The following is a 22,806-nucleotide window of genomic DNA, read 5'->3' as shown; positions in this document are numbered from 1 at the left end:
TATGTAAATCCGACTTCTTTACGCTCGCGTTTGCTATAATGGTGAGAAATTTGACGGAGGAAGTGAAGGACGAATGCCCCCTAACGATGCAGTTGTAGATGTTGAAGCAGGTACAGAGGTAGAATCCGAACGACGGATGCAGGCCCGCACGCAAGTCATCGAAGCCATTGCGAAGACGATGGACTTATATGGTGCGACCTACTCATCAGGTCAGTTGTACGGCATTATGTTCTTCGAGGATCGTCCGATGACGCTGGACGAGATGAAGACGAAGATGAATATGAGCAAGAGCAATATGAGCTATGCAGTTCGTTCCTTGATCGAATCTCAAATGGTGAAGAAGCTGGAGGAGAAGCTCGAGCGTAAAGAGCTGTTCGCTGCCGAGGTAGACTTCTTCCAAGCCTTTCAACATTTCTTCACCCACAAACTGCAGCGCGAAGTGGACGTGATGACGAGCGTGATCGAACAAGCACTCCCAGCCTTACGAGAAATTTTGCAAGGCGATGTATCCGGCGAAGAGAAGCGATTGACGGAACAGGATCTACATAAACTAGAACATGCCGAGGCCTATTACACATGGCTGCAGCAGTTCGTCGATCGCTTGCGAAGCGGTGCGATGTTTCGAAACGGCGCTGGCAAAGAATGAGCACGACAGATCAAAAAAGCCAGACCCCTAAGGATCTGGCTTCATGCGTTTATACAATTATTCCTACCAAATGCTCACGCGGTCCTCAGGAGCCACATATTGAGCATCCTTCGCTGTCACGCCATACGTTTTGTAGAATTCTTCAAAGTTCGAAATCGTACGGTTGACACGAACCTTATTCGCGGAGTGCGTGTCGATCGTCGTCATATAAGCGGCGATTTCTTTGGTCATGGTGGAGCGCCAGATCGTCGCATAGCCTTCGAAGTATGCTTTATAGTCCGGATTCGGAAGCTGGGATGCTACTTGCAGGGATGTCGCCATACCACCGATATCCGCAATGTTCTCGCTAACCGTCAACTGACCGTTATTGTAAGAGCCAGGAACGACTTCAATGTGATCGTAGAACTGAATCACTTCGGCACATTTCTCTTGGAATTTCTTAAGGTCTTCTTCCGTCCACCAGTTCACTGCGTTTCCATTCTCGTCATAAGCAGAGCCCAAATTGTCGAATGCGTGGCTGATTTCGTGCGCAATCACCATGCCGATCGCACCCAAATTCGTCTCATGCTTCGCATGAATATCGTAGAACGGCGCTTGCAGAATTCCTGCCGGGAACACGATTTCGTTGTTCACCGGATTATAATAGGCATTGACGTCGTACACAGCCATAATCCATGCGCTCTTATCTACTTCTTTGCCAAGGGATGCTTTCATCATATCCGTGTAAGCTTTCGTAATCGCAACCGTATTGGAGAACAAGGATCCGCCATTTTCAGCCGTCTTGATGGAGATCTTGTCTAACGCGTTGCTCCACTGATCCGGATAACCGATCTTAACCGTCATTTTCTCTAGCTTCTTAATGGCTTTCGCCTTTGTTGCATCAGACATCCAATCTAACGCTTGAATACGCTTCTCGTACGTCGCGATGAATTGTTGTACCATTTTCTCGACGTCTTGCTTCGCTTCCTTCGTGAAGTAGCGCTTCGCGAACTCCTGTCCGAGGTACTCGCTCATCATCTCTTTGGTCGAGCTTACTGCAATTTGCTCATCCGTTTTCTCGCCAACGACGCCGTACAGGTCGGCGCTGAATTGATTGCTTGCTTCACTGAAATCAGCCGATAGCATGCCGCCTGTCTTCATTAAGAACATTGACTTGGCATACGATTTGAGGGTATTCAAATTTTGCTCCGTGAGAAGCTCTGCCGATTTGTTCGCTAACCCAACATCCATCACGATGATTTTATCGGCTTGATCCAATTGAAGATCTTTCAACATTTTCGCCATATCGACGGTCTTGAACAAAGCAATGAATTTATCCTTCGTGTATGGATTGTAATACTTGTTCACGTTGCCTTTGTCCTGAACATCCATCGATGCTATTGCCAGCTCTTTCTCAAAAGCAAATACGGCTTCAGCCTGCGCTTTGGCGGATTCTTCTTTATCGCCTGATAGGACGAAAAGCTTCGTTATGTAATTGATGTATACTTTCTTAGTCTTCTCATCGCCGGAGACATAGCTGTTCTTGTCGAGTCCCGTCCCGAGCCCCATGAAATAAAGCGCATTAACGCTGCTGTTCTTTGCATCGGCCATCACGCCGAAGGAGAGCAAAGGCCCCATTTCCGTCGCTTTGTTAATCTCATGGTTCGCCTCGAACAGTTCCTTGATCGTCGTCGCTTTGTCAATCGCTGTTAAGTACGGCGCAATCGGCTTGATGCCGTCTTGGTTACGGCTCTTCGTATCAAGAGCGGACTTGTAGAAATCCGCGATCTTCTGCTCCTTGGAGCCTGCTGGATTCTGCTGCTTCACCAACTCATTGATGATGCCACTCACTTTCACTTCATTCGAATTCATGAGTTCGTTGAATACGCCGTTGCCCATTTCGCCCGCAGGAATCTTCGAGGCATTCAACCATTTCTTATTGATGAATTCATAGTAATCATCACGCGGATTCGTGCCGTTCAGCGCGAAAATACGATTTGCGAGAGTACGCAATTGATCCTTCGTTACGCGATCCGATACACCAAGTTTGCCATCTGGATAACCGCTCAAGATGCCAGCCGACGCCAGCTTGGCAATGTCATTTTGCGCCCATTTCGGTACATCCGTAAACACTGCAGCCGAGTTGCCCACACGCAGGTCATTGCCCTGCGGTGCAGGTAGATTCGAGAACGCGCGGCTAAGCATGATCAACGCTTCGATTCGGGATACCGATTGATCGAGCTTCAGATCCCCTTTGACATCACCCTTAACGATATCTTCTTTCTTCACACCCGGATTGTAATCATCCGCCGCATTCAGCAAATAATCCACGACGTCCCCGCGCGTTGCATACTTGTCCGCTTCTTGCGCAAACGCCGATACCGGCATCGCCAGCAGCATGCTCGCAGACAACAGAATGGCTAATCTCCTCTTCATTCGTAAAAAACCTCCCATAATCAATTCAATGCTGTTACCTTCATGATGTAAATATAGGTTTGTCAACATCGTCAATCCTATTTATTCTCCAAGTATACCCAGCATTCCTCTAATGGATTTGGATATTTTGTGAAAAATAGGGCTTGATCAACTTTCATTCCAACCACATGTAAAAAAGACCAGAACCCTAAATCCATAGGAATCCGGTCTGTTCGCTCTCACTTTGCATACAAAAAGACCCCGCCGATTCAGGCAGGGTCTTGTCTATGTGCTTATCTTTTAAACAATACCGGGAAGTAATCATTGGCGAACGCTTGCCCGTTCACCGGACGAGGTCCTAGCAATCGGATATTATCGTGACGCTGAATGCCTGCACGGTAACCAGTTCCGCCCTTCATCACATGCGCAACAACGGACAGACGTGGATCATTCGTCATATTCGGACCTGAACCATGGAACGTCAGCCCATGATGGAAGCTCGCTTGACCCGCTTTGAGAATGCAAGGCTCTTCGATCCAATCCCGTCCTCCAGAGTATTTCTGCTTCAACTGCACCATGTCTTGATTGAAGAAGGAATTGCTATCTGGGATCATCCCCCATTTGTGGGATCCCAGAATCGTCATCATCCCGCCATTCGTTAAATCGGTATCCTGCAACGCGATCCACACCGTAATCATGTCAGGCGTGTCCGAACATTGCCAGTATGCATAGTCTTGATGCCAACCAACGTTGCCGGATTCCGTCGCCTTATCCCCAACACCCGGCTTATAGATCACCTGGTCATGCCACAGACGAATTTCATCGGTGTCTAATAAGTCGGCGCACAGCTGCCCGATCAACGGATCGGTCACGACATTTCGCACCTCATCATTAATCCACCAGCCGTTATCGAATTTACGCAGCGCATCCGGGTTGCTGCTGAGGTAGAGGGGATTCATAGGTTCCCCATCCCCGTCGAATTGTCCGGACCAAACCCGCTCATGCGCCTGCCGGAGTCGTTCAATCTGCTCATCATTAATTAACTTCGGACTAATCCAATAGCCGTCCCGTTCGAAAGTGTCCTTATCTTGCGCTGTAATCCTATACTGACGTTCTGCTTGTAATGTCAATGCGATCTCCTCCAATAATGTGATTAACCTCATAGTAACCTCGCATGGACTCCATTGACGTTCGCAAGATTACGAAGTAGGATGAGAAACATATGAGTATGTAAAGAAACATCGTTAGAGGAGGATCCCCATGCCTCGTTGGACTTATCATATCGAGAACGATTCGCCGATTCTAAGCGTCCCCGAATTCGTTATGTTCGGCAGCGACGAAATTCGCCGAGCGATGCCGCTGTTCGAACACGAGCATCCCGGCTGTTATGAATTCGTCCTCATCGAACGCGGCCAAGCCAGCTGGGCGATCGGGGACGCCATCTATGAGACGCAGGCGGGCGACTTATTCTACTCCCGCCCTGGGGAGAAGCATCGCGGCGGCTTCAACGTCATTGAACCATGCAAATTCTGGTGGGTCATCATCACCGCCCCCCAACATGAAGGCTGGCTGCGGCTGCCGTCCGAAGAGTGCCGACTGATCGAACAATCACTTGCGCAATTGCCAAGAGTCATACCGATCGGCCTACACCCCGTCGATTCGTTCAAAAAGCTCCAGCATGCGCTGACGGAGGCAAGTCTCCTGCGCAGCACAAAGGTCCGGCATGCGCTAACTGACTTGCTGCTCATGATCACGCAGCCTGTCACCGGTTCTCGGAGCGTCGCCGATGATCTGCTGCTCCAATTCGATCGCATCATCGCAAGACTCGGCCATGAGCCGGAATGGCGGCCCTCCGTCGATGAACTAGCCGCGTCCGCTGGCGTGAGTGCCTCTCACTTTTATCGCACCTTTCAGGAGTATACCGGTGAGCCGCCTATGACCTTCATCGAAAGGCAACGGGTCAAGATGGCATGCCGACAGCTAACAGAAACTAAGGATTCGATCACGGAGATCTCACATCGTCTGGGCTATCAATCAAGCCAGCATTTCGCGACGGTATTCAAACGGTTCGTCGGCGTCACCCCAACGGGTTGGCGAAAATCTGGCGTGCTCAGCAGCAAACCTTTCCCGAACACAGACAACATCTAAGCAGATGCCAGCCGGCCGTACTACTTTCTACGAGATCGATACAGCAAATAAATGAAGAAGGGCGCGCCAATGCCCGATGTGAATATGCCAACCGGAATGTCGAGCGGCAGAAACGCCGTTCGGCCTACGAGATCGGCCAAGGCCACCACGATGGCCCCGAATAATGCGGAGACCGGTATCAACCTGCTGTACATCGGCCCAACCAGCTTTCGCGCGACATGCGGTGCAATTAATCCAACAAACCCGATGACGCCCCCCACAGACACGGCGGCGCCTGCCAAGCAGACGCTGATCAAGATCAGCACGATCCGATATCGCTGGACATGACCACCGAGCCCGATCGCCGTCTCATCCGTCAGTAATTGCAAATTCATCGCTTTCATAGAAAACCCCATCATGATGATGCAGACCGCAAGCCACGGAGCCAATACCCAGACATGCACCCACGTCGAACCATATATGGTGCCCGTTAACCAGATGTATGCTGAGCTCGCCGAATAGGCCGGACTAAATACGAGCATAAATGACGTCATCGCGGACAGTAAGGAAGAAATTCCAATTCCGACAAGAACGAGCCTTAAGGGATTCACGCCTTGCTTCCAAGCGATGAAGTAAATGAGCATCGTCGCCATAAAGGCCCCGACAATGGCGGCGATCGGCATCCAATGGATGCTCACTGTACTCGGCATATAAGTAATGAACGCAACGGCGCCGACCGATGCGCCCCCCGTAATGCCCACGACATCCGGTGCCGCTAGCGGATTGCGAATAACCCCCTGCAGGATCGCACCCGACACCGCAAAGGCAGCACCCACCATAAGTGCAACCAGAATTCTTGGTGCTCGGAGCGTCTGAACGATGAGTACATGATCCGGATTCCCCTCGCCCCATAATGCGCGGACCGCATGAAGGAAGCCAATAGGCTGATCACCGAGCGACAGGCTTAAGATCGTGACGAGCAGCGCACCGAGGGACAACCCGACCAACGCTCGTCTCGTAGAACGGTGGAATCGCCTGCCGTCATGAAGCTGCATCCTATTGTTAACCATTCGCTTCATCCTCTCTTCATCTCCCTACGAGCAAGATAAATGAAGAATGGCGCGCCAATGGCAGCCGTCATAATTCCGACTGGCACTTCCTCCGGCAAAATAACGAACCTCGCCGCAACATCCGCAAGCAGGAGCAGCACTGCCCCATACACCAAGCAATAAGGAATAAGCCAGCGATGATCATGTCCCGCTAGAAACCTAACCATATGCGGCACGATAATCCCAATGAGCGCAATCGGTCCTGCGACCGCTACAGAACCCCCTGCCAGCAAAACAACGATAACGCCGGCGATCAATTGGAAACGCACCGTCCGTTGCCCCAGTCCCTTCGCCGTCTCTTCACCGAGCACCATCAGATTCAATTGACTGGTAATACAGAATGCTGTGATCCAACCAATGGCAAGATACGGCAGCACGATGAGCTGCATGCTGAGATCTCTTGCGGCAATCGATCCTGCTAACCAGAACATCACATCCTGCAATCCGTTCTGATTGAACACGAGCAGCCCCTGGGTCCCAGACATAAATAATGCAATCATGGCCGAACCGGCCAAAATGACACGAAGCGGCGACAGTCCCTCCCGACTCAAGGATCCTAGTACGTAGACTGTGCCCGCTGCTAGTCCCGCTCCTGCAAAAGATATCCACACCAATGCCCTCATATCGCTCCATCCGAATACGATAATGAAGAGCACGATCGTGAAGCTCGCCCCGGCGTTGACGCCTAACACGCTTGGCGATGCCAACGGATTACGGGTGACCGCTTGCATGATGACGCCGGCAACCGCCAGACTTGCTCCAATCGCAGCCGCAATCAAGGCCCGCGGCAATCGTGACGTGCGGACGACGACCTGATCCATTGATGTCTCGTCATAATGCAGCAAGGCCGCCTGCACAGTTCCCCAAGAAATTTTCGTAAACCCAAATCGAATACTCATGACGAAGCTGATCCCCAGCAGAATCAGACCGATCATCAGCCCAAGGATTTTACCGGCTGTATTTCGCATCCCGTCCTTCATCCTCTCTCACACATTGCAAAAGAATGGGCCAATAGCCCATTCTCCTGTGATATACCTATTCCAAATCAAAGTAGAAATAAAGGTCATTCAACATCCGTTTTGCCGCAATCGCCCCGCCGGATAGGTTCCACGTTACCGCATTTACTTTGTAATATTTCTTGTTCTTCACAGCGTCCAAGTTCTTCCACAGCGGGCTGTCGATCCATTCCTTCTGCAGCTTGAGCACCGCGCCGTCGCCGTCCCAATCTACCGTAAAGTCAAAGATGTAATCGCCATCCAGCAGTTTAACCTGCTCTTTCGACGTGATCGTAATGATTTCTTTCTTTGCTGCAAGCTGCTCTTTCGGCACTTTGAAGCCTAGCTCTTGGAAAATTTGATAAGCAAATCCTGTATTATAAGCACGCGCACTGCCGTTCGGGTTAATGCGGATGACGGATACTTCCGCTCCGCGATCCTTTGCAGATAACTTACTCTTGAAGTCAGCGATTTGCGCTTTCCATTCCGTAAGGAATTGATTCGCCTTGTCTTCTTTATTGAAGATCGATGCCGCGATATTCAGATTATCCTGCCAATCCGCAAGATCCTTCGTTACGATCGTCGGCGCAATTTTGCTCAGTTGATCATAGATTTTCTCGTGACGATCTTTGGTTGCGATAATGACGTCCGGTTTCAACTTAACAATCGCTTCCAGATTTGGCTGCGTCTCATCACCCAATGTCTTCGTACCGATCAGATCGGAACGGAGGTAATCATAGAATGGCTGCTGTACATAGGATTCAACAGCGCCGACAGGCTTAACGCCTAGAAGTACAGAGATATCTACCGCTCCGTTGAACAGAACGACTGCACGTTTTGGTACAGTGTTCAAGGTTGTCGAACCTAAGGCATGGCTAACCGTCTTCTTCGTCAACAATGCAGCTGTCGATTGCTGACTATTCCAATTCACCCATACGCCGAGCGATTCACCAACGAAACGAAGGGGAACCATGACAGCGCCTTTTACGCTTACAGGAGCCGCCTCTAGCGATACGGAAGAACCGTTAATCTTTGCTTGTTTGCTGCCAACCGTTACTTCGACCTTGCTGTTTCCTTTATTGATGGTCGCCTTCTTCGTCTTCTCGTCATACTTCACCGTACCGCCAAGACTCTCGGCAATGGTAAGGTACGGGACAAAGGTTCTCCCGCTGATCACCTGCGGTGCCACATCGAACTTAAGCGCCTTCCCATTCACCGTCACTTGAATCGACTTGGAAGCTGCCATCGCAGCCATCGGAAATACTGTGAGCATAAGAGCTGCTAGTACTGTAAATATCGTTATTTTTCTGAATACCGGTTGCATTGCTATTCACCATTCCTTTGTTCAATTGTTCGTTGATTGATCTTCCTGTGCTTGTCTAACATCTCGCAGATTTTGATAGATTTTATAATCTAGCAGAATGAGCCGCTCTTTATCCCAAAGCTCTTGATAGGTCTCCTCCATTAGCGCACTCACATCTTCATGAATGGTCTGCTGTCCCTCAGCTAGATCAGCCGAAAGCTTAGACTTCACGGCATTCCATAAGCTGCCGATTTCGTCTGCCAGTTTTTTCGCGTCCTCTACTTGATCGGACTCGATCGCCTGCTTGTACGCTTTCACTTTGCTCGTCATATCGGATAGAGCCGTTGGTACATCCGTAATTGTTGCCGGCGCAGCCTTCGCTAACCGATCACCCTTCGATGCTGTCTCCGTTTGCTTCGCACCTTGCTGTGTCGCTACCTTCCCGCTCTCCCCCGATGCACTGCATCCCATTTGGGAGAGCACGAAGATCATCGCAATCATCACTGTTAGCAGATAACTGGTCTTCCATTTACTTTTTTCTTTGAATCTCTCTCTAAGATGTATAATGACTCAACCCTCTCCTTGCTAATTGATAATCATTTTCAATAACATTGTAACGATCTGATTTATCATTGAATATACACACTATTGTCCGATTCACATGGACAAAATCGTCAATATCCACTATAGTGATAATCATTATCATTAAATTCATATCAGCATGAATGGGAGGCATCGGTTTGACTCAGAAGAAACCGTTCTCGACATATATCCTTACCCGATTGAAATCACATGAATACCCCGCAGGGTTTCGAATGAAACCACATCGCTTCCGCCAGTCAGGCATCGTCTTCGTATTAGGCGGCACCGGCGTCATCTTCGTGAATGGCACACGATATCCCTTAACTGTTGGAACTACGGTGCTCGTCCATCCGAATGACAGCGTGCAGATCATTAATCAGTCGCGTAAGCTGCTGCAGCTGCATCTGCTGCACTACCAATCCATTCAGTTCAAGCCTGCCTATGATATAATTGAGGCGCATTCGGCAGCGACATCCCTGTTCCACGACAGTGAAGATCCTACACTGCAGGTGTCGCACGCGTTCATCGATACCTTCCTCTACAAGTGCAGAAGCGCGATGCAAAAACTGAGCGAACGGAATCGCCTGAAGCTGCAAATCTATTTCAACGAAATGCTATTGTACCTACAGGATCAGCAGACCACACAAACGCTGTCGATGGATGACAATATCCGCAAGACGATTACCTATATGGAAGAAAATTATGCTAAGCCCCTTCAGCTCAACGAAATGCCTTCGCTTGCAGGGATGACCCAAAGTTCCTATTGCCGTGCATTCAAGAAATTAACGACGATGACACCAGGCAACTATCTAACGCAGATACGAATGCTGCGCGCCAAGGAGCTGATGATGGACCGCCATTCCACACTCCGTGAAATCGCCGTTCACGTCGGGTATCAAGATGAGCTTTATTTCAGCCGTGTATTCAAAAAAACAGAGGGCATGTCGCCCTCTGCCTATCTGCAGCGGAGTGATAAGAAAATTGCGGTCGTAAGTCGATATCTACTGCAGGATCATTTGCTCGCGCTCGGGTATCAACCGATCGCCGCACCTGCTTTTCCGAAATATTTTGATACCCCCTCCGGGTTCCCTAGCTATCTACATAAACGCCTGCAAGGCACGATTCCACTCGATGCCGATCGACCGATTTCATCCAGCGATGTCCTGCATCTCGGCCCGGATATCATTTTCAAGGCAGAGACGCTGAGTCACCCAAACGATCATCAATGGAACCGAGCGGGGAATACACTGTTCATTCATGCCTCAACCAGTTGGGAGCAGTATTTGCGCGTCATAGCCAAACGAATGGAGAAAGAACCGGAGGCCGAACGAATCATTCGCAATCTTGCTAAGCTAGAGCAGAAAACCCGTAAAATGCTCACGCCAATCACGCGTCAAGGCTCTTGGGTGATCATACGCCTCATGCCGGGAGACTGTCGCCTCTATGGCATCAAGGACCATACGCTGACCGATCTGTTCTACCAAAGACTGCAATTTAAGCCCGATGAGCGCATCACGCACGCGGCCTATCAGAGCCATGCATTCGAACGGCTCATCGAGCTGAATCCCGAGCATATTCTTATTATCTGGAGCGAGGCGCGCGAGATCGAAGCCGTTCAGCAGGACCCGCGTTGGTCATCGCTTCAAGCGGTACGGAACAACCATATTTATATCCCTGAATCAAAGGAATGGGACCCGTGGGGACCGATCGGACGTGAGGTGATGTTGCAGGCGATGGTGGATTATTTCCTATCATTTGTCTGAACATCCGAGAATAACGATTTATCCTAGGAGGATAGAGAAACATGATTTTCAAAATTGCTTTTACGATATGATCATTCTTTTTAAATTTTTTAAATACGAGTGATAGATCTGTCAGCAAAAAAATAAAAGATACCAAATCCTCAAAAGGAAATGGTATCTTTTATTTTTTCTTATATCGTTGGAGGCTCGATTAATGCATTACCGGATGATTCTCCAGCCCCACCGGCTGCGCAAACGTAACACCCTTCATGATGTGGTCATATTGCTTCCCTTGTTCTACACGCACCTTCGATTCGGTGGCTTCGATTGTCTGGAGCACCTGCCCCTCCGCATCGTATGCCGTTACCGATAACGCAGGACCAGCTTGCTTCACGATCAGTTCCGTATTCGGTGCGACATCAACCGTAATCAGGTCATAAGCAGCAAGATCGATCACGACGCGAAGACCTACCTCCTTGAACGCGTAGCGGTACGTCGTCTCCACGCCACGTGTAAATGCAGCTTCAACCCGGCCTTGCCCGATGTTGGCATGATAGTTCAGCGACGTAATTTCGGCAGGAACGCGCGGTGCGATCGTAAGCGTATGGCTGATCAGATCCGGGCGAATGCCGAGGAAGTACTGGTACCATACGCGAAGATGCTCTGCATTGGACCACGCTTGAAGATACGCTCCCGTCAATGTCGCCCAATCCGCGCCTTCATGCGGGTACGCATCCATATTCTCGCACAATCCGCCCACAACGCCGAGGTTGAGCGCTTGCCAGTTCATATTCTTGAATAGCTCGTAAGCGATCTCTTCTTGCCCCGCTTCGATCATCCGCTGCATCGCAATGCCGTTCAGCCATAACCAGACCGCACCGTTATGGTAAGCAGCGTCCTTATGATAGTGATGCGTCAGATGGAATGGATGGAAGAATGGATGGTGCCGATCCAGAGACGCTACGCCCCATGGATATACGAGTTCTTCCCATGCCGTGCGAGTAACCTTCGTTTTGAAGTCATCGTCACTCACCATATCCATCGCAAACAGCTGGTTCGGACGCAGCGAGAACTCCGGCTCGTCTTCCGCGCTGAGCCGATCTGCAAGATACGGATAGGCCGGATTCACGAAATCTGCCTCAAAATGCTGCTTCAACCGATCCGCAATCGCGGTCCACGCCTTCACATGCGCCTCTTCCTTCATGTATTCGGCGAAATAAATACCCGAACGCAGCTGGTTATACCAGAGCGCTTGAATATCGTTCGCCCGCGTATCTCTAGGCGAGTAGGACTTCAATTCCCCATCCCGCGCATCCATCCACGTCTCATTGTCGGCATGCATCAAATAGCCCTTATCATCCACCCAGTACTTGACCGAGCCTTCGATGCTGCGGACAACCGCTGGATAGAGCTCCTCAATCACTGCCGTATCGCCGGAATATTTCACGTAATCCTGCAACTGAATAATGAATCGCGGCGTACCATCCGTCGTATGATAGTCGATGTTCCCCGGTGCCAGAATGTTCGGCACGCGGCCATAATAGAGGGAAGTCTCATCCGTATTCTGGAACTTCGCGAAAGAGAGCAGAATATGGCGCGCCGTCTCGAATTGTCCCGTTACTAACGTCGCTCCTGGCATCGCTATGAACTGATCCCGGCCCCAATACTCATTGAACCACGGCAATCCAGCATAGATCCCGTCACCCTGCTGCCGCGTAACCAATTGGTCCATCGTCAGGTGAAGCCACTGGAGTGCGAGCGTCAGTTTCGCGTCGTCACTAACGACATATGCATTATAGTGCAGGAATTGCTCCATGCGCTGCCTGCGTTCTTGTTTCCATTGCGATGCATGTATCCGTGCCTCACGAATCAATTCCAACGCTTCCTCTACCGTCTTGCCGACCGCGATATAGAATCCTTCAGAACCCGCATCCACGGTGCACATGCGATCTTCCTGATGAAGCGGCACCTCGCGAATGCCGCTCACCGCGATGATGAAGTTCCCTTCCATCGAACGGTAGGTAGCGACATGCTCTTGTCCTTCCATCACACTCAGCTGCTCGCCCTTTAACGTAATTCCCATCGTAGTCTGCAATGTGCCAGTAAGTCGGACCTCGAGCAGATTCTTATGATCGAACATCCACAGTTCTTCCGTAAGCCCGCCTCCGTGTTGACGCACCATTTTGTACGGGTACACCCATACTTTGGCTTGTTGATTATCCAGCAGCGATCCGCCAGCGTATAACGTGTATCCGCCAAACACGCGATTCTTCGCGATATTCATCCCTTCGAAATAAGCATGTTCCTGATGATTCGTAACATGCGATTGGGTGAAATAGAATGCCGCTTCTTTATTCGTGAACGAAATCTGGCGATTCGCCTCTCGCGGAACATATATTTTCATCTCATCCAGCTTGGATGCTTGGGTCTGATCCAGAATCATACCGATCCTCCTAGCATTTCAATATTCATATCGCCGTACTTTACAAGGTCTTGTGATAGACTCTCGCTTCATAAGGGCGCAGCGTGAACGCGTTCTCGCCTTCCGAATAGTTCGCAAGTGATAACGTCGTACCCTCGAGGCTGAATTCCTCCGCACTTAGTTCTACCGCTTCTTCCGACAAATTGGTTACGATAAGCGCCTGCTCCCCATCCATTGTGCGCGTATAGGCGAACACCGACGGGTGCTCTGGCAGCACGAGCTCATAAGCACCATATGTAAATAGCTCATGCGCTTTCTTGAGCTGAATCATTTTCTTATAGAAATGAAGGATGGAACCTTTGTCCTTCATTTGATCCGCGACGTTGATTTGCGTGTAATTGGCATTGACGCCGATCCAAGGCTTCCCTGTCGTGAAACCTGCATTCTCCTCAGCAGACCATTGCATTGGCGTTCTCGAGTTATCGCGGCTGGTCACCCAGATCGACTTCATAATCTCCTCGTGCGGCACACCGGCTTCTCGCTGCAGACGATACATATTATGGACGGCGACATCGTCGTACTCTTCAATCGTCGCGAATTGCACGTTCGTCATGCCGATTTCTTGCCCTTGATAGATGAACGGCGTTCCTTGCATCAAGAAGTACATGGTTGCCAGCGCCGTTGCGCTCTCGTACCAGTATTCCTTGTCATTCCCCCACGTCGAGACGCGGCGCGGCTGATCATGATTTTCGATGAACAACGCGTTCCAGCCTATGCCTTCAAGCGTCTTCTGCCATTTCGTTAACGTCTTCTTAAGACCTAGTATATTGAGGCGGCTGCCTTCACTTGTCACATTCCATAAGCCGAGGTGCTCGAATTGGAAGATCATATTGAACTTTCCTTTGTCCTCGCCAACCCAATCGATAATATCTTCGATGTTATCGCTTCGCACGCCGTTCGCTTCACCGACCGTCATCACGTCGTATTTCGCGAGCGTCTCCTGCTTCAGCTCCTCTAGATACGCCTGAATGCCCGGAACATTCATGTGCTTGTCATACGACGGCACATATTTCAGGTTGTTCGGGTTATCCATGTCGCGAAGTCCATCTTCTTTGTTGATATGGCTGATCGCATCGACGCGGAACCCGTCAATGCCTTTGTCGAGCCACCAGTTCATCATCTGATAGAGCGACTGACGCACTTCAGGATTACGCCAATTCAGATCAGGCTGCTTCGTCGAGAAAATATGCATGTAATATTGATCCGTCGCTTTGTCATACTCCCATGCCGGGCCGCTGAAGATACTCTCCCAGTTGTTAGGCTCTTGCCCGTTCTTTCCGTCTCTCCAGATATACCAATCCCGCTTCGGATTATCCTTCGAGGAACGGGACTCGATGAACCATGGGTGTTCGTCGCTCGTATGGTTAATGACTAGGTCGATGATCAGCTTCATGCCGCGCTTGTGTACTTCTGCAAGGAGCTGATCGAAATCGGCCATCGTGCCGAACTCGTCCATGATGTCTTGATAGTCGCTAATATCATAGCCGTTATCGTCATTCGGCGACTTGTACATCGGACAAATCCAGATGACATCAATGCCAAGCTCCTTAATATAATCGAGCTTCGAGATCATCCCTTGCAAATCGCCGATCCCGTCGCCGTTCGAATCCATGAAGCTTCTCGGGTATACCTGATAGGCTACCGCTTCTTTCCACCATGTTTTTTTCATCGTATTTTCAAACCTTTCTCCTATCACCATCGCAATGCCTGCATGGCTTCTGTTTATGTTCTTCTACTCCATTGTACAATAGTTCTTCTCAAATAGCAGACCGCCATGATTCCTCATAGCGGCCGGCTGCCAAGCTTATTCTTTCACGGAACCTACGACGATTCCGGATACGAAATATTTCTGCATGAACGGATAAATGAGCAGCAGCGGCAATGTCGAGACGACGATCTTCGCCGCGTTCAGCGTCTTATTCGAGATTTTCGCAAGTTCCATCAGTTTCTCAGGATCCGTGATGTTCTGAACTTCTACGCTCAATTGCTGAATATACGTCTGAAGCGGGTAGTTCATCGTCTTGCTGATATACACCAAAGCGCCGAAATAGTCATTCCAATGCCCAACGATCGTAAACAACGCAACCGTCGCCAGCGTGGGCTTCACGACCGGCAGATAGATGCGGGCAAGAATTCGCCACTGGGAAGCCCCATCGATCTTCGCCGCTTCTTCCAGCGATTTCGGTACGGCGCGGAAGGCGTTCATCAGCAAGATGACATTCCCGATCGGCACCGCCCCAGGCAGGATGAGCGCCCAGATGGAGTCCAAGAGATGAAGCTCCTTTACCACCATGAACGTCGGAATCAAGCCACCCGAGAATAACATCGCGAAAATGACGAGATTCATATAAATTTTCTGGCCGCGGAATTGCTTCGAGCTCTTCGACAACGGATAGGCTGTGAGAATCATCAAGACCATATTCACGAGCAAACCTAAGACAACCCGTTCCACCGAGATCATGAAGGAACGCCAGAATTGGGTATCCGAGAGCAGCTTCTCATACGAGCTGAATGTCGGATTCACCGGAAAAATACTAACCATATTGGCGGAAGCCGCCGCATTGTCACTGAAGGAAATCGCGACTAAGTTGACTAAAGGAATAAGACAGGACAACGTAAAAGCCAGCAGCAGTACCCAGATGATAACATCCGCGATGCGGCTCTTGACGGTATGTGCGTAAATGGGAGGCACCCCCTTCTAAAAAATACGATAATCTGTAAGCTTCTGAGCCAATTTGTTCGCGGAAAGAATCAAGATGATGCCGACAACGGATCGCAATAGACCCACGGTCGTACCTAAGCTATATTGTCTTTCCACAAGACCCACCCGATAGACATACGTATCGATGATATCGGCCGTCTGGTAAACCAGCGGATTATACAGATTGAAGATTTGATCGAATCCGGCATTGAGTACGTTCGGCAGATTGAGCGTCGTAACGAGCAGGATCGTTGGCATCAGACCGGGTAACGTAACGTACCACAGTTTCTTGAATCGGTTCGCGCCATCAATCGAAGCCGCCTCATACAATCCCGGATCAATCGCTGTTAGGGATGCCAAATAAATAATCGAACCGTAGCCGAAGCCCTTCCAGACATCCGTCAAGACGAGCATCGGTCTGAACCATGTGTTGCTGGCCATGAACAAGACAGGATCAATGCCGAACCAGCTTAGGACCGCATTCACCGGACCTTCATAAGAGAAAATATTCATCACGACGGTCGCGAGAATCGCCCATGACAAGAAGTTCGGTAGATAGACCACCGTCTGCATGAACCGCTTCGCGAACCGTACGCGAATTTCATTGAGAAGTAACGCGAACACGATCGACACAATCGTGCCGACAATGATCTTCCACACCGCGATGATGATCGTATTCGCGAAAATTTGTTTGCTGTCCGGGATTTGGAGCATGAACTTGAAGTTGTCCAGCCCCACCCAAGACGAACCTGTAATCCCCTTCGCCGGGATATAGTTCTGAAAAGCCATCACAATACCGAACATCGGAATGAACGAAAATATGATGAGAAATATCATGCTAGGCGCCAGCATGAAATGGAACGCCGTCTGATCTTTTTTATTTTTCATTTCGAATCATCTCTTTCAACATCATTTCGCCGCAATCGCTTCGTTGACTTCCTTCGTAATTAATTCGCCGCCTGTCTTATTCCAGCTCTCGACGAATTTATCAAAGTCATCCGGTGTCTGTTCCCCTGTAATGATCTTCAGGTACATTTCAAGTTCCATTTTGGTGAGCGTCGGCCATTTCAATGCCATGGACGGCGTGCTTCCGAAGAAGAGAGGATTCACTTCTTTAATATTCGATTTCTCAACTAAGCTAGCGGTCGTGATACTTGCTGTATATCCAGCCCAGGCATTTGGATCTGGTTTATCTCCTTTTTTGATACTATCAATGTAGCCTTTATAGGAGTTGTAAGCATTAATATCTTGGTTGCTCACCAATTTGCTGGTGTCTCCCGTCTCTAGCGCGTCACGCATAATGCCCACATTGCGGTAAAATGCGTCGTAATAGTCGATATTGATCACAATTGGTGAACCTGCAACGTTCATCGAATTATAATCGGAGAATTCCTTGAGCGTTTTCTCGTCTTTCTCTTGGTAACGTTGGTAGTCATATTGAAGACTTACAATTTTCGCTGCCAATTCTGGATGCTCGAAGCCTTTGCGTACCACGAGGAAGCTGCTGGATGGGTTGCCTGTGAACATCGTGAGCGAACCGTCTTCGGATTGCGGTGCGACATAGGATACCCATTTCGCGTCTTTATTCAGTTTGAGCGAGTCTGCCACGATCCAGCTTCCCCACCAGTTGTCCAGGAAGGAACCACTCTTGCCGCTCGTGAGCAACGCTTTGCGATCATCACCCGTACGTACCGCGAATTGACGATCGATCAAGCCTTTTTTGTACATTTCAGACAGTTTCGTGAGTGCCGGCTTCATCGCAGGCTGAATCGATCCGTAGACCGCATTGCCTTTGCCATCATCCATCCACTGTTTTGGGTAAGCCCCATATAGTGCAAAAATATTATTGAAGGAATATTGACCGCCAGAGATCCCTGCAACATTCTCATTGTCTACAACAAGACCTACCGTCTTGCCAGCACCGTTGCCGCCTGGATCTTTCGCAACAAATTCCGATACGATGTGCTCGACATCCGCTAATGTCTTCGGCTCTTGCAGCCCCAGCTTGTCCATCCAGTCTTTGCGCAGCCAGAGAATCCCAGGTCCATGCGAGATTTCCGTTGTTGGCAATGCCATCAGCTTGCCATCGAATTTAGCACTATCGAGGACACGGCCGCCGTAAGAATCATAGATTTCTTTGATCCGATCACTCGCTGCGTTGTTGTAAACATCCGTCAGATCTGCGATCAGGTCATTTTCATATAACTGCTGCAAGGTAGAGTAATCTGGCACGACCATAATATCTGGAATATCTCCGCTGACGATGGCCATCGACACTTTCTGGTTGTAGTCTGTACCATCATTCGCTTCGAACTTCGATGTATTCTGAACATTGAGCTTATCCTTGAAATATCTTGTCCATACATTGTTCGTGGCGTTGTCTTTCGCGTACGGCGATCCCGCAAGCTGCGAGAAGTTCGTCGCCATCTGACCTACGGAATACGTTACGGTCTCTGGATATGCGCCAAAAGGCGTTGTGATTGCCTCTTTCCACTTTGGATCATCCATCTTGGCGCTTGTTGCCGTATTCGGCGCACCACTTTCGCCACTCGAACAGCCAACCACTGCAACCGCCAACAGCGCTGCCATTAGGATGGAACATTTACGTCTGAATTTCACTGTCATCACAAGAACCTCCCTAAATTATGGAAAACGGTTTCAAAGCGCCGGCTTGCTTCAAAACATATCATTTCGTAACTATTTTAATTTTATCGCCCCTGTCAAAGGATCGTAAACGCAAAAAAATTGTGTTTTACGCAAAAAAATACTCCAATTCTTGCGGCAAATTGCCCCCTCGCACCCAGGTGGTATACTAGAAGCACAACCTCTAAGATTTGAAAGGTGGACATTTATGTTAAGCATATTGATCGTGGACGATCACTTGGAGGAACGAGAAGGGATTACCTTTTTAATCGAAGAACTCGGATTCCCCCTCCAATTGCATGTCGCCGAAAACGGCCGCAAGGCGCTTCAATGTCTGGAGCAGCATGCGATCGATATTCTGTTCACGGATGTACGCATGCCGATCATGGACGGATTGCAGCTGACGAAGGAAGCGCTGCGTCTGTATCCGAAGTTGAAAGTCATTCTATTCAGCGGGTTCGCTGAATTCGAATATGCCAAGACCGCCCTCTCGCTCGGCGTCTCGGATTATTTGCTCAAGCCGATTCATATCGATGCTTTTCAGAGTACACTGGAGAAGGTCATTCGCGATGTGACGAACTTGCGGCAAGAGGAAGCCGCTTCGCAGAAGAAGCAATCCTACGCCAGGAAGCATGTTCTCTTCTCGCTCATGAACGGCATCGGTAATCCTTCACCCTATTCCGAACTGTCGATTGGCTTACCAAGCCATTATCATCGCATGATGCTGCTTGAGCTGGATAAGAATTTTTTCGAACATGCGGGTGCGGAATTCGAGGATTTCTTGCTTGACCAGCTCGATGCGCCAGCCGACTATCTCAACCTGAATGCATGCCAGAGTCTGTTGTTATTCCCTGAGCAACCACAGCCTTCGCAGCATACGAATGCGACGCTCGCACAACGACTGCATAACAGTATATTGGAAGCGTATGGCGTCAACTGCTACCTAGCGATGACGGAAGGCGTCACGCCAATTCAAGATTTAGCTCAGCTGCTGCCTCCGCTCGAGGAATTGATGGAGTACCGGTTTTTCCTGCCAGACACGTATATTTTCGATGCGGAGAACGACTTGTATTTCACCGAGCAGATGAACCCGGACCATACGGACAGCTATCTCGTTGATCAAATTCGCCATAACTTGCGTGAGGGTGATCTATTCAGTCTGCGCACCAATACGGAAATCCTCTATCAGAAATATGTGCGACAGGTTCAATTCTCGCAATTATATGTCAAATACATGTTCGCGACGATCTACCAAGAGATTATGATGCACGTCGCGCCGAAGTCGGAGATGGAGCTGCAGTCGGCCGTCGAGAGCCTCTACAAAGCGGAAGATCTGCGGGATATGAAGGATATTATTGTCGAAGGAATTGTTCAGCTTGAACAGCAGCAGCCGGAACATGTACCTGCTCTCAACCGGGATGTCGAAGCCGTTAAGCAATATATTGATGCCCATTTTGCCGACGATCTTAGTCTGGAGCTGCTCGCGGCCAAGGTGTATCTATCTCCGCACTACCTCAGTTCGATTTTCAAAAAACAGACGGGCTGCGGACTCAACAAATACATGAAGAACGTTCGGATGCAAAAAGCGAAAGATATGCTGACGAATACGCATCTCAAAATCTCACAGATCTGTACCGCCGTGGGCTATCACAACATCTCGTACTTCTGCCAGAACTTCAGGGATTTCTATGGTCACACGCCGGAGAAATATCGCCAGTTCAACCAGAAATCGCCGGAGCAGCGGGAGGAACAGCATGCGTTCGTGGCAAGCCCTTAAGCAGCACATTCATGACTTAAAGTTTCAGACCAAGATTAAGCTTTCTTTTCTTCTCATCAGTATGATTCCGGTTATTGTGCTTGGGGGGTTCGTCTTTCAAGAGACCCGGTCACTCCTGATTAGCCAGTCCAAATCGGATTTGCAGGCGACGCTGCATCAGAGTGCCTTAACATTAAATGGTCAGCTCGACGTCTACAACAAACTGATGAACTTCCTCAGCTTTAATCAGGAAATTATCAATGCCGCGAACCATACGTATACGACGACATACGAAATGTACGATCAATTAACCAATGTCATCGATCAGAACTTCTATATCGCGCGTTATCTGAATACAGGCGTCGAACAAATCACGCTATACACGGGAACGAACCTGCATCAGCACGGGAATACGGTTAGGCCACTGGAAGAAATCCAGGGAAAAGCCTGGTATCCGTTCGTCATGAAGTCCGTCGATGTGCTATGGTACGCTGAAAACAAAGATATCATCAGCGTTCGCCGTATCATTAATACGAAACAGCGGAATCCGAAGGACAATGTCCTGTATGCGCGGATCAATTATGATACGCTGTTCAAGCCGTTCGAGCCATTGCAGGCGCAAGGTTCGGAGATCCTCGTAACGGACGCTAGCGGTCGGCCAATCTATGCATCGCCTGGCATGAAGGGATATATCCCGCCCACGGACGCAGGCATGACGATGGACAAGCTGCAGTGGCATGGGACGAATTACACCGTCTTGCAATCGGATGTTCCTAACTCGGGATGGCGCGTGATGTTGTGCAAGCCGACAAGCGTGATTACAAGCTCAGCTTGGTGGATCATATCCACCGTGATCATCATGATCATCGCGTGTATTGCCGCCGTCGCTATTGCCGGCAGCCTGTTCTCCCGGAAGTTCATACACCGGATTGAACAGCTGCGCAATAATATGCGCACAGTCGAGCAGGGATCGCTGGAGGTCACCGTATCCAGTCACTCCAAGGATGAAATCGGTGACTTGATCCGTGGCTTCGGTAACATGGTTGATCAGACCAAGATGTTAATCGATAAGGTGTACGTCGAGGAGATTGCTCGCAAAGAATCCGAGATGAAGGCGCTGCAGGCGCAGATTAATCCGCATTTCTTGTACAATGCGCTATCAATCATCAATTGGCGCGCGATCCGTATTCGCGCCTCGGACATAAGCGGCATGGCGCAGCTGCTCTCGACGTATTATCGAACCACGCTGAACAAAGGGAAGAACATGACGCTAGTCTCGGATGAGCTGCTCAATGTCCAATCGTACATTGAGATCCAGCTGAATATGCACAGCAACAGCTTTGAGGTTGATTACAGCATCGATGATGCGATTTGCACCTATCAGATGCCGAACCTGCTGCTGCAGCCGCTCGTCGAGAACGCGATCCTGCATGGCATCGAGAACCGCGAAGAAGGCGGCGGCAAACTTATTCTCTCCGGCTGTATGGAGGACGACTGCATCGTCTTCCATGTCGAAGACAACGGTGTGGGCATCCCGCCGGATCGTCTGTCGCACCTGCTCGAGACCCAAGCCAAAGGCTACGGGCTCAAGAATGTGAACGATCGGGCGAAGCTGATGTACGGGCCGGAATATGGGCTCACGATTCATAGCGTGGAGGGTGAAGGTACGCAGGTTATGCTTCGGATCCCGTTAAAAGAACAAAACAGATAACCCACAAAAGAAAAACACTTTGACAGCAAAATGGCGTCGGCACGATGCCGACGTCATTTTTTCTGCTAACGTTGTTGGTAGAGCCGAATTTTCAGTTACTAGCTTGCGAACGGTGCAATCGATTCATCCCAGCATGTTCAAGTTCAACGTTGACCTCGACCGATTCAAGCGAGTCTGGCGTTAATTGCAACAATTGCCCCTCTTTTTTTCTTTTCCATTCCTTAAAATTTTTATGATAGAAGTCGTTCCGCAACGAGTATAGATCCGTCTTATGCTGAACTCCTTTTTCAAAGGTACTCTTCACTTCATCACGTATTTTCCGTTCAGCTAACGAGATCATTTCATCTTTCGTCAAGTTACCCGTTATTTCATCTACGTAGCCGTGGATACCGATTTTCAGTTTAAATTTCGGATCATTTCCTCGTACAGCTACATCAACTTTCATTTTAGGTGCCCCTCGCACAGCCTAACGAATCCTGAGAGCCTTATTTGGCGCAAAAAGCCACTTTTCAGATTCTAACGAATCCTACGCACGCTATTTTTGGTTTTGGCGCGATATTTCATCGCCAAAAGCTACAATAGCGTTATTAGGATTCGTTAGATGCGGAAAGTGGC

Annotated in this window: 17 protein-coding genes; 5 read left to right on the top strand and 12 right to left on the bottom strand. The window is 49.4% G+C overall.

The features are described from left to right. Positions 1–136 precede the first annotated feature (136 nt). Positions 137–646 (top strand): GbsR/MarR family transcriptional regulator, encoded by a 510-nt coding sequence (locus tag GCU39_RS02540; RefSeq protein ID WP_152397055.1) that lies wholly within the window; start codon positions 137–139, stop codon positions 644–646. A gap of 63 nt (positions 647–709) precedes the next feature. Here the strand turns inward: GCU39_RS02540 and GCU39_RS02535 are convergent, their stop codons facing one another. After that, complete coding sequence (locus GCU39_RS02535) at positions 710–3,061, bottom strand: M13-type metalloendopeptidase (RefSeq protein WP_152392067.1); 2,352 nt, start codon at positions 3,059–3,061, stop codon at positions 710–712. Between the two features lie 272 nt (positions 3,062–3,333). Continuing rightward, a complete protein-coding gene (locus tag GCU39_RS02530) occupies positions 3,334–4,170 on the bottom strand; it encodes a phytanoyl-CoA dioxygenase family protein (protein WP_152392066.1) in 837 nt (278 codons plus the stop codon). Positions 4,171–4,300: 130 nt separating this feature from the next. Between GCU39_RS02530 and GCU39_RS02525 the strand changes: the two genes are divergently transcribed. Next, positions 4,301–5,188: a helix-turn-helix domain-containing protein gene (locus GCU39_RS02525; RefSeq protein ID WP_152392065.1), complete on the top strand. Its 888-nt coding sequence runs from the start codon at positions 4,301–4,303 to the stop codon at positions 5,186–5,188. Positions 5,189–5,208: 20 nt separating this feature from the next. Here the strand turns inward: GCU39_RS02525 and GCU39_RS02520 are convergent, their stop codons facing one another. From GCU39_RS02520 to GCU39_RS02505, 4 genes are all read right to left on the bottom strand, one after another. Then, positions 5,209–6,246: a FecCD family ABC transporter permease gene (locus GCU39_RS02520; RefSeq protein WP_227793421.1), complete on the bottom strand. Its 1,038-nt coding sequence runs from the start codon at positions 6,244–6,246 to the stop codon at positions 5,209–5,211. Continuing rightward, complete coding sequence (locus GCU39_RS02515) at positions 6,243–7,244, bottom strand: FecCD family ABC transporter permease (protein WP_227793420.1); 1,002 nt, start codon at positions 7,242–7,244, stop codon at positions 6,243–6,245. Before GCU39_RS02515 ends, GCU39_RS02520 begins: the two co-directional genes overlap by 4 nt. A gap of 67 nt (positions 7,245–7,311) precedes the next feature. Then, the gene (locus GCU39_RS02510) at positions 7,312–8,544 is read right to left on the bottom strand and encodes a stalk domain-containing protein (protein WP_193726740.1); all 1,233 of its coding nucleotides are present in this window, start codon (positions 8,542–8,544) and stop codon (positions 7,312–7,314) included. 72 nt (positions 8,545–8,616) lie between these two features. Continuing rightward, the gene (locus GCU39_RS02505) at positions 8,617–9,075 is read right to left on the bottom strand and encodes a hypothetical protein (RefSeq protein ID WP_152392062.1); all 459 of its coding nucleotides are present in this window, start codon (positions 9,073–9,075) and stop codon (positions 8,617–8,619) included. Positions 9,076–9,314: 239 nt separating this feature from the next. On the opposite strand from GCU39_RS02505, the gene GCU39_RS02500 reads away from it, so the two are divergent. Beyond that, positions 9,315–10,919, top strand: a complete 1,605-nt coding sequence (locus tag GCU39_RS02500; RefSeq protein ID WP_193726739.1) for a helix-turn-helix domain-containing protein — start codon at positions 9,315–9,317, stop codon at positions 10,917–10,919. A gap of 190 nt (positions 10,920–11,109) precedes the next feature. Here GCU39_RS02500 and GCU39_RS02495 read toward each other — a convergent pair whose 3' ends face one another. From GCU39_RS02495 to GCU39_RS02475, 5 genes are all read right to left on the bottom strand, one after another. Further along, positions 11,110–13,341, bottom strand: a complete 2,232-nt coding sequence (locus GCU39_RS02495; RefSeq protein ID WP_152392060.1) for an amylo-alpha-1,6-glucosidase — start codon at positions 13,339–13,341, stop codon at positions 11,110–11,112. Positions 13,342–13,381: 40 nt separating this feature from the next. Further along, a complete protein-coding gene (locus tag GCU39_RS02490) occupies positions 13,382–15,049 on the bottom strand; it encodes a glycoside hydrolase family 13 protein (protein WP_152392059.1) in 1,668 nt (555 codons plus the stop codon). Between the two features lie 135 nt (positions 15,050–15,184). Next, on the bottom strand, positions 15,185–16,063 hold the full coding sequence (locus tag GCU39_RS02485) for a carbohydrate ABC transporter permease (protein ID WP_152397053.1): 879 nt from the start codon (positions 16,061–16,063) through the stop codon (positions 15,185–15,187). A 15-nt stretch (positions 16,064–16,078) separates the two neighbouring features. Further along, positions 16,079–16,969, bottom strand: coding sequence for an ABC transporter permease (locus GCU39_RS02480; RefSeq protein WP_152392058.1), 891 nt, complete (start codon positions 16,967–16,969; stop codon positions 16,079–16,081). Between the two features lie 21 nt (positions 16,970–16,990). Then, positions 16,991–18,706, bottom strand: a complete 1,716-nt coding sequence (locus tag GCU39_RS02475; protein ID WP_152392057.1) for an extracellular solute-binding protein — start codon at positions 18,704–18,706, stop codon at positions 16,991–16,993. Between the two features lie 226 nt (positions 18,707–18,932). On the opposite strand from GCU39_RS02475, the gene GCU39_RS02470 reads away from it, so the two are divergent. Further along, positions 18,933–20,501: a response regulator gene (locus GCU39_RS02470; protein ID WP_152392056.1), complete on the top strand. Its 1,569-nt coding sequence runs from the start codon at positions 18,933–18,935 to the stop codon at positions 20,499–20,501. After that, positions 20,479–22,191, top strand: a complete 1,713-nt coding sequence (locus GCU39_RS02465; RefSeq protein ID WP_193726738.1) for a cache domain-containing sensor histidine kinase — start codon at positions 20,479–20,481, stop codon at positions 22,189–22,191. The genes GCU39_RS02470 and GCU39_RS02465 overlap by 23 nt, the downstream gene beginning before the upstream one ends. A gap of 91 nt (positions 22,192–22,282) precedes the next feature. Here GCU39_RS02465 and GCU39_RS02460 read toward each other — a convergent pair whose 3' ends face one another. Beyond that, complete coding sequence (locus GCU39_RS02460) at positions 22,283–22,636, bottom strand: Ger(x)C family spore germination C-terminal domain-containing protein (protein ID WP_152392054.1); 354 nt, start codon at positions 22,634–22,636, stop codon at positions 22,283–22,285. Positions 22,637–22,806: the final 170 nt, after the last annotated feature.

The sequence above is a fragment of the Paenibacillus guangzhouensis genome (assembly GCF_009363075.1).
Classification (GTDB): domain Bacteria; phylum Bacillota; class Bacilli; order Paenibacillales; family Paenibacillaceae; genus Paenibacillus_K; species Paenibacillus_K guangzhouensis.
This window is presented reverse-complemented; position numbering and strand designations above follow the sequence as displayed.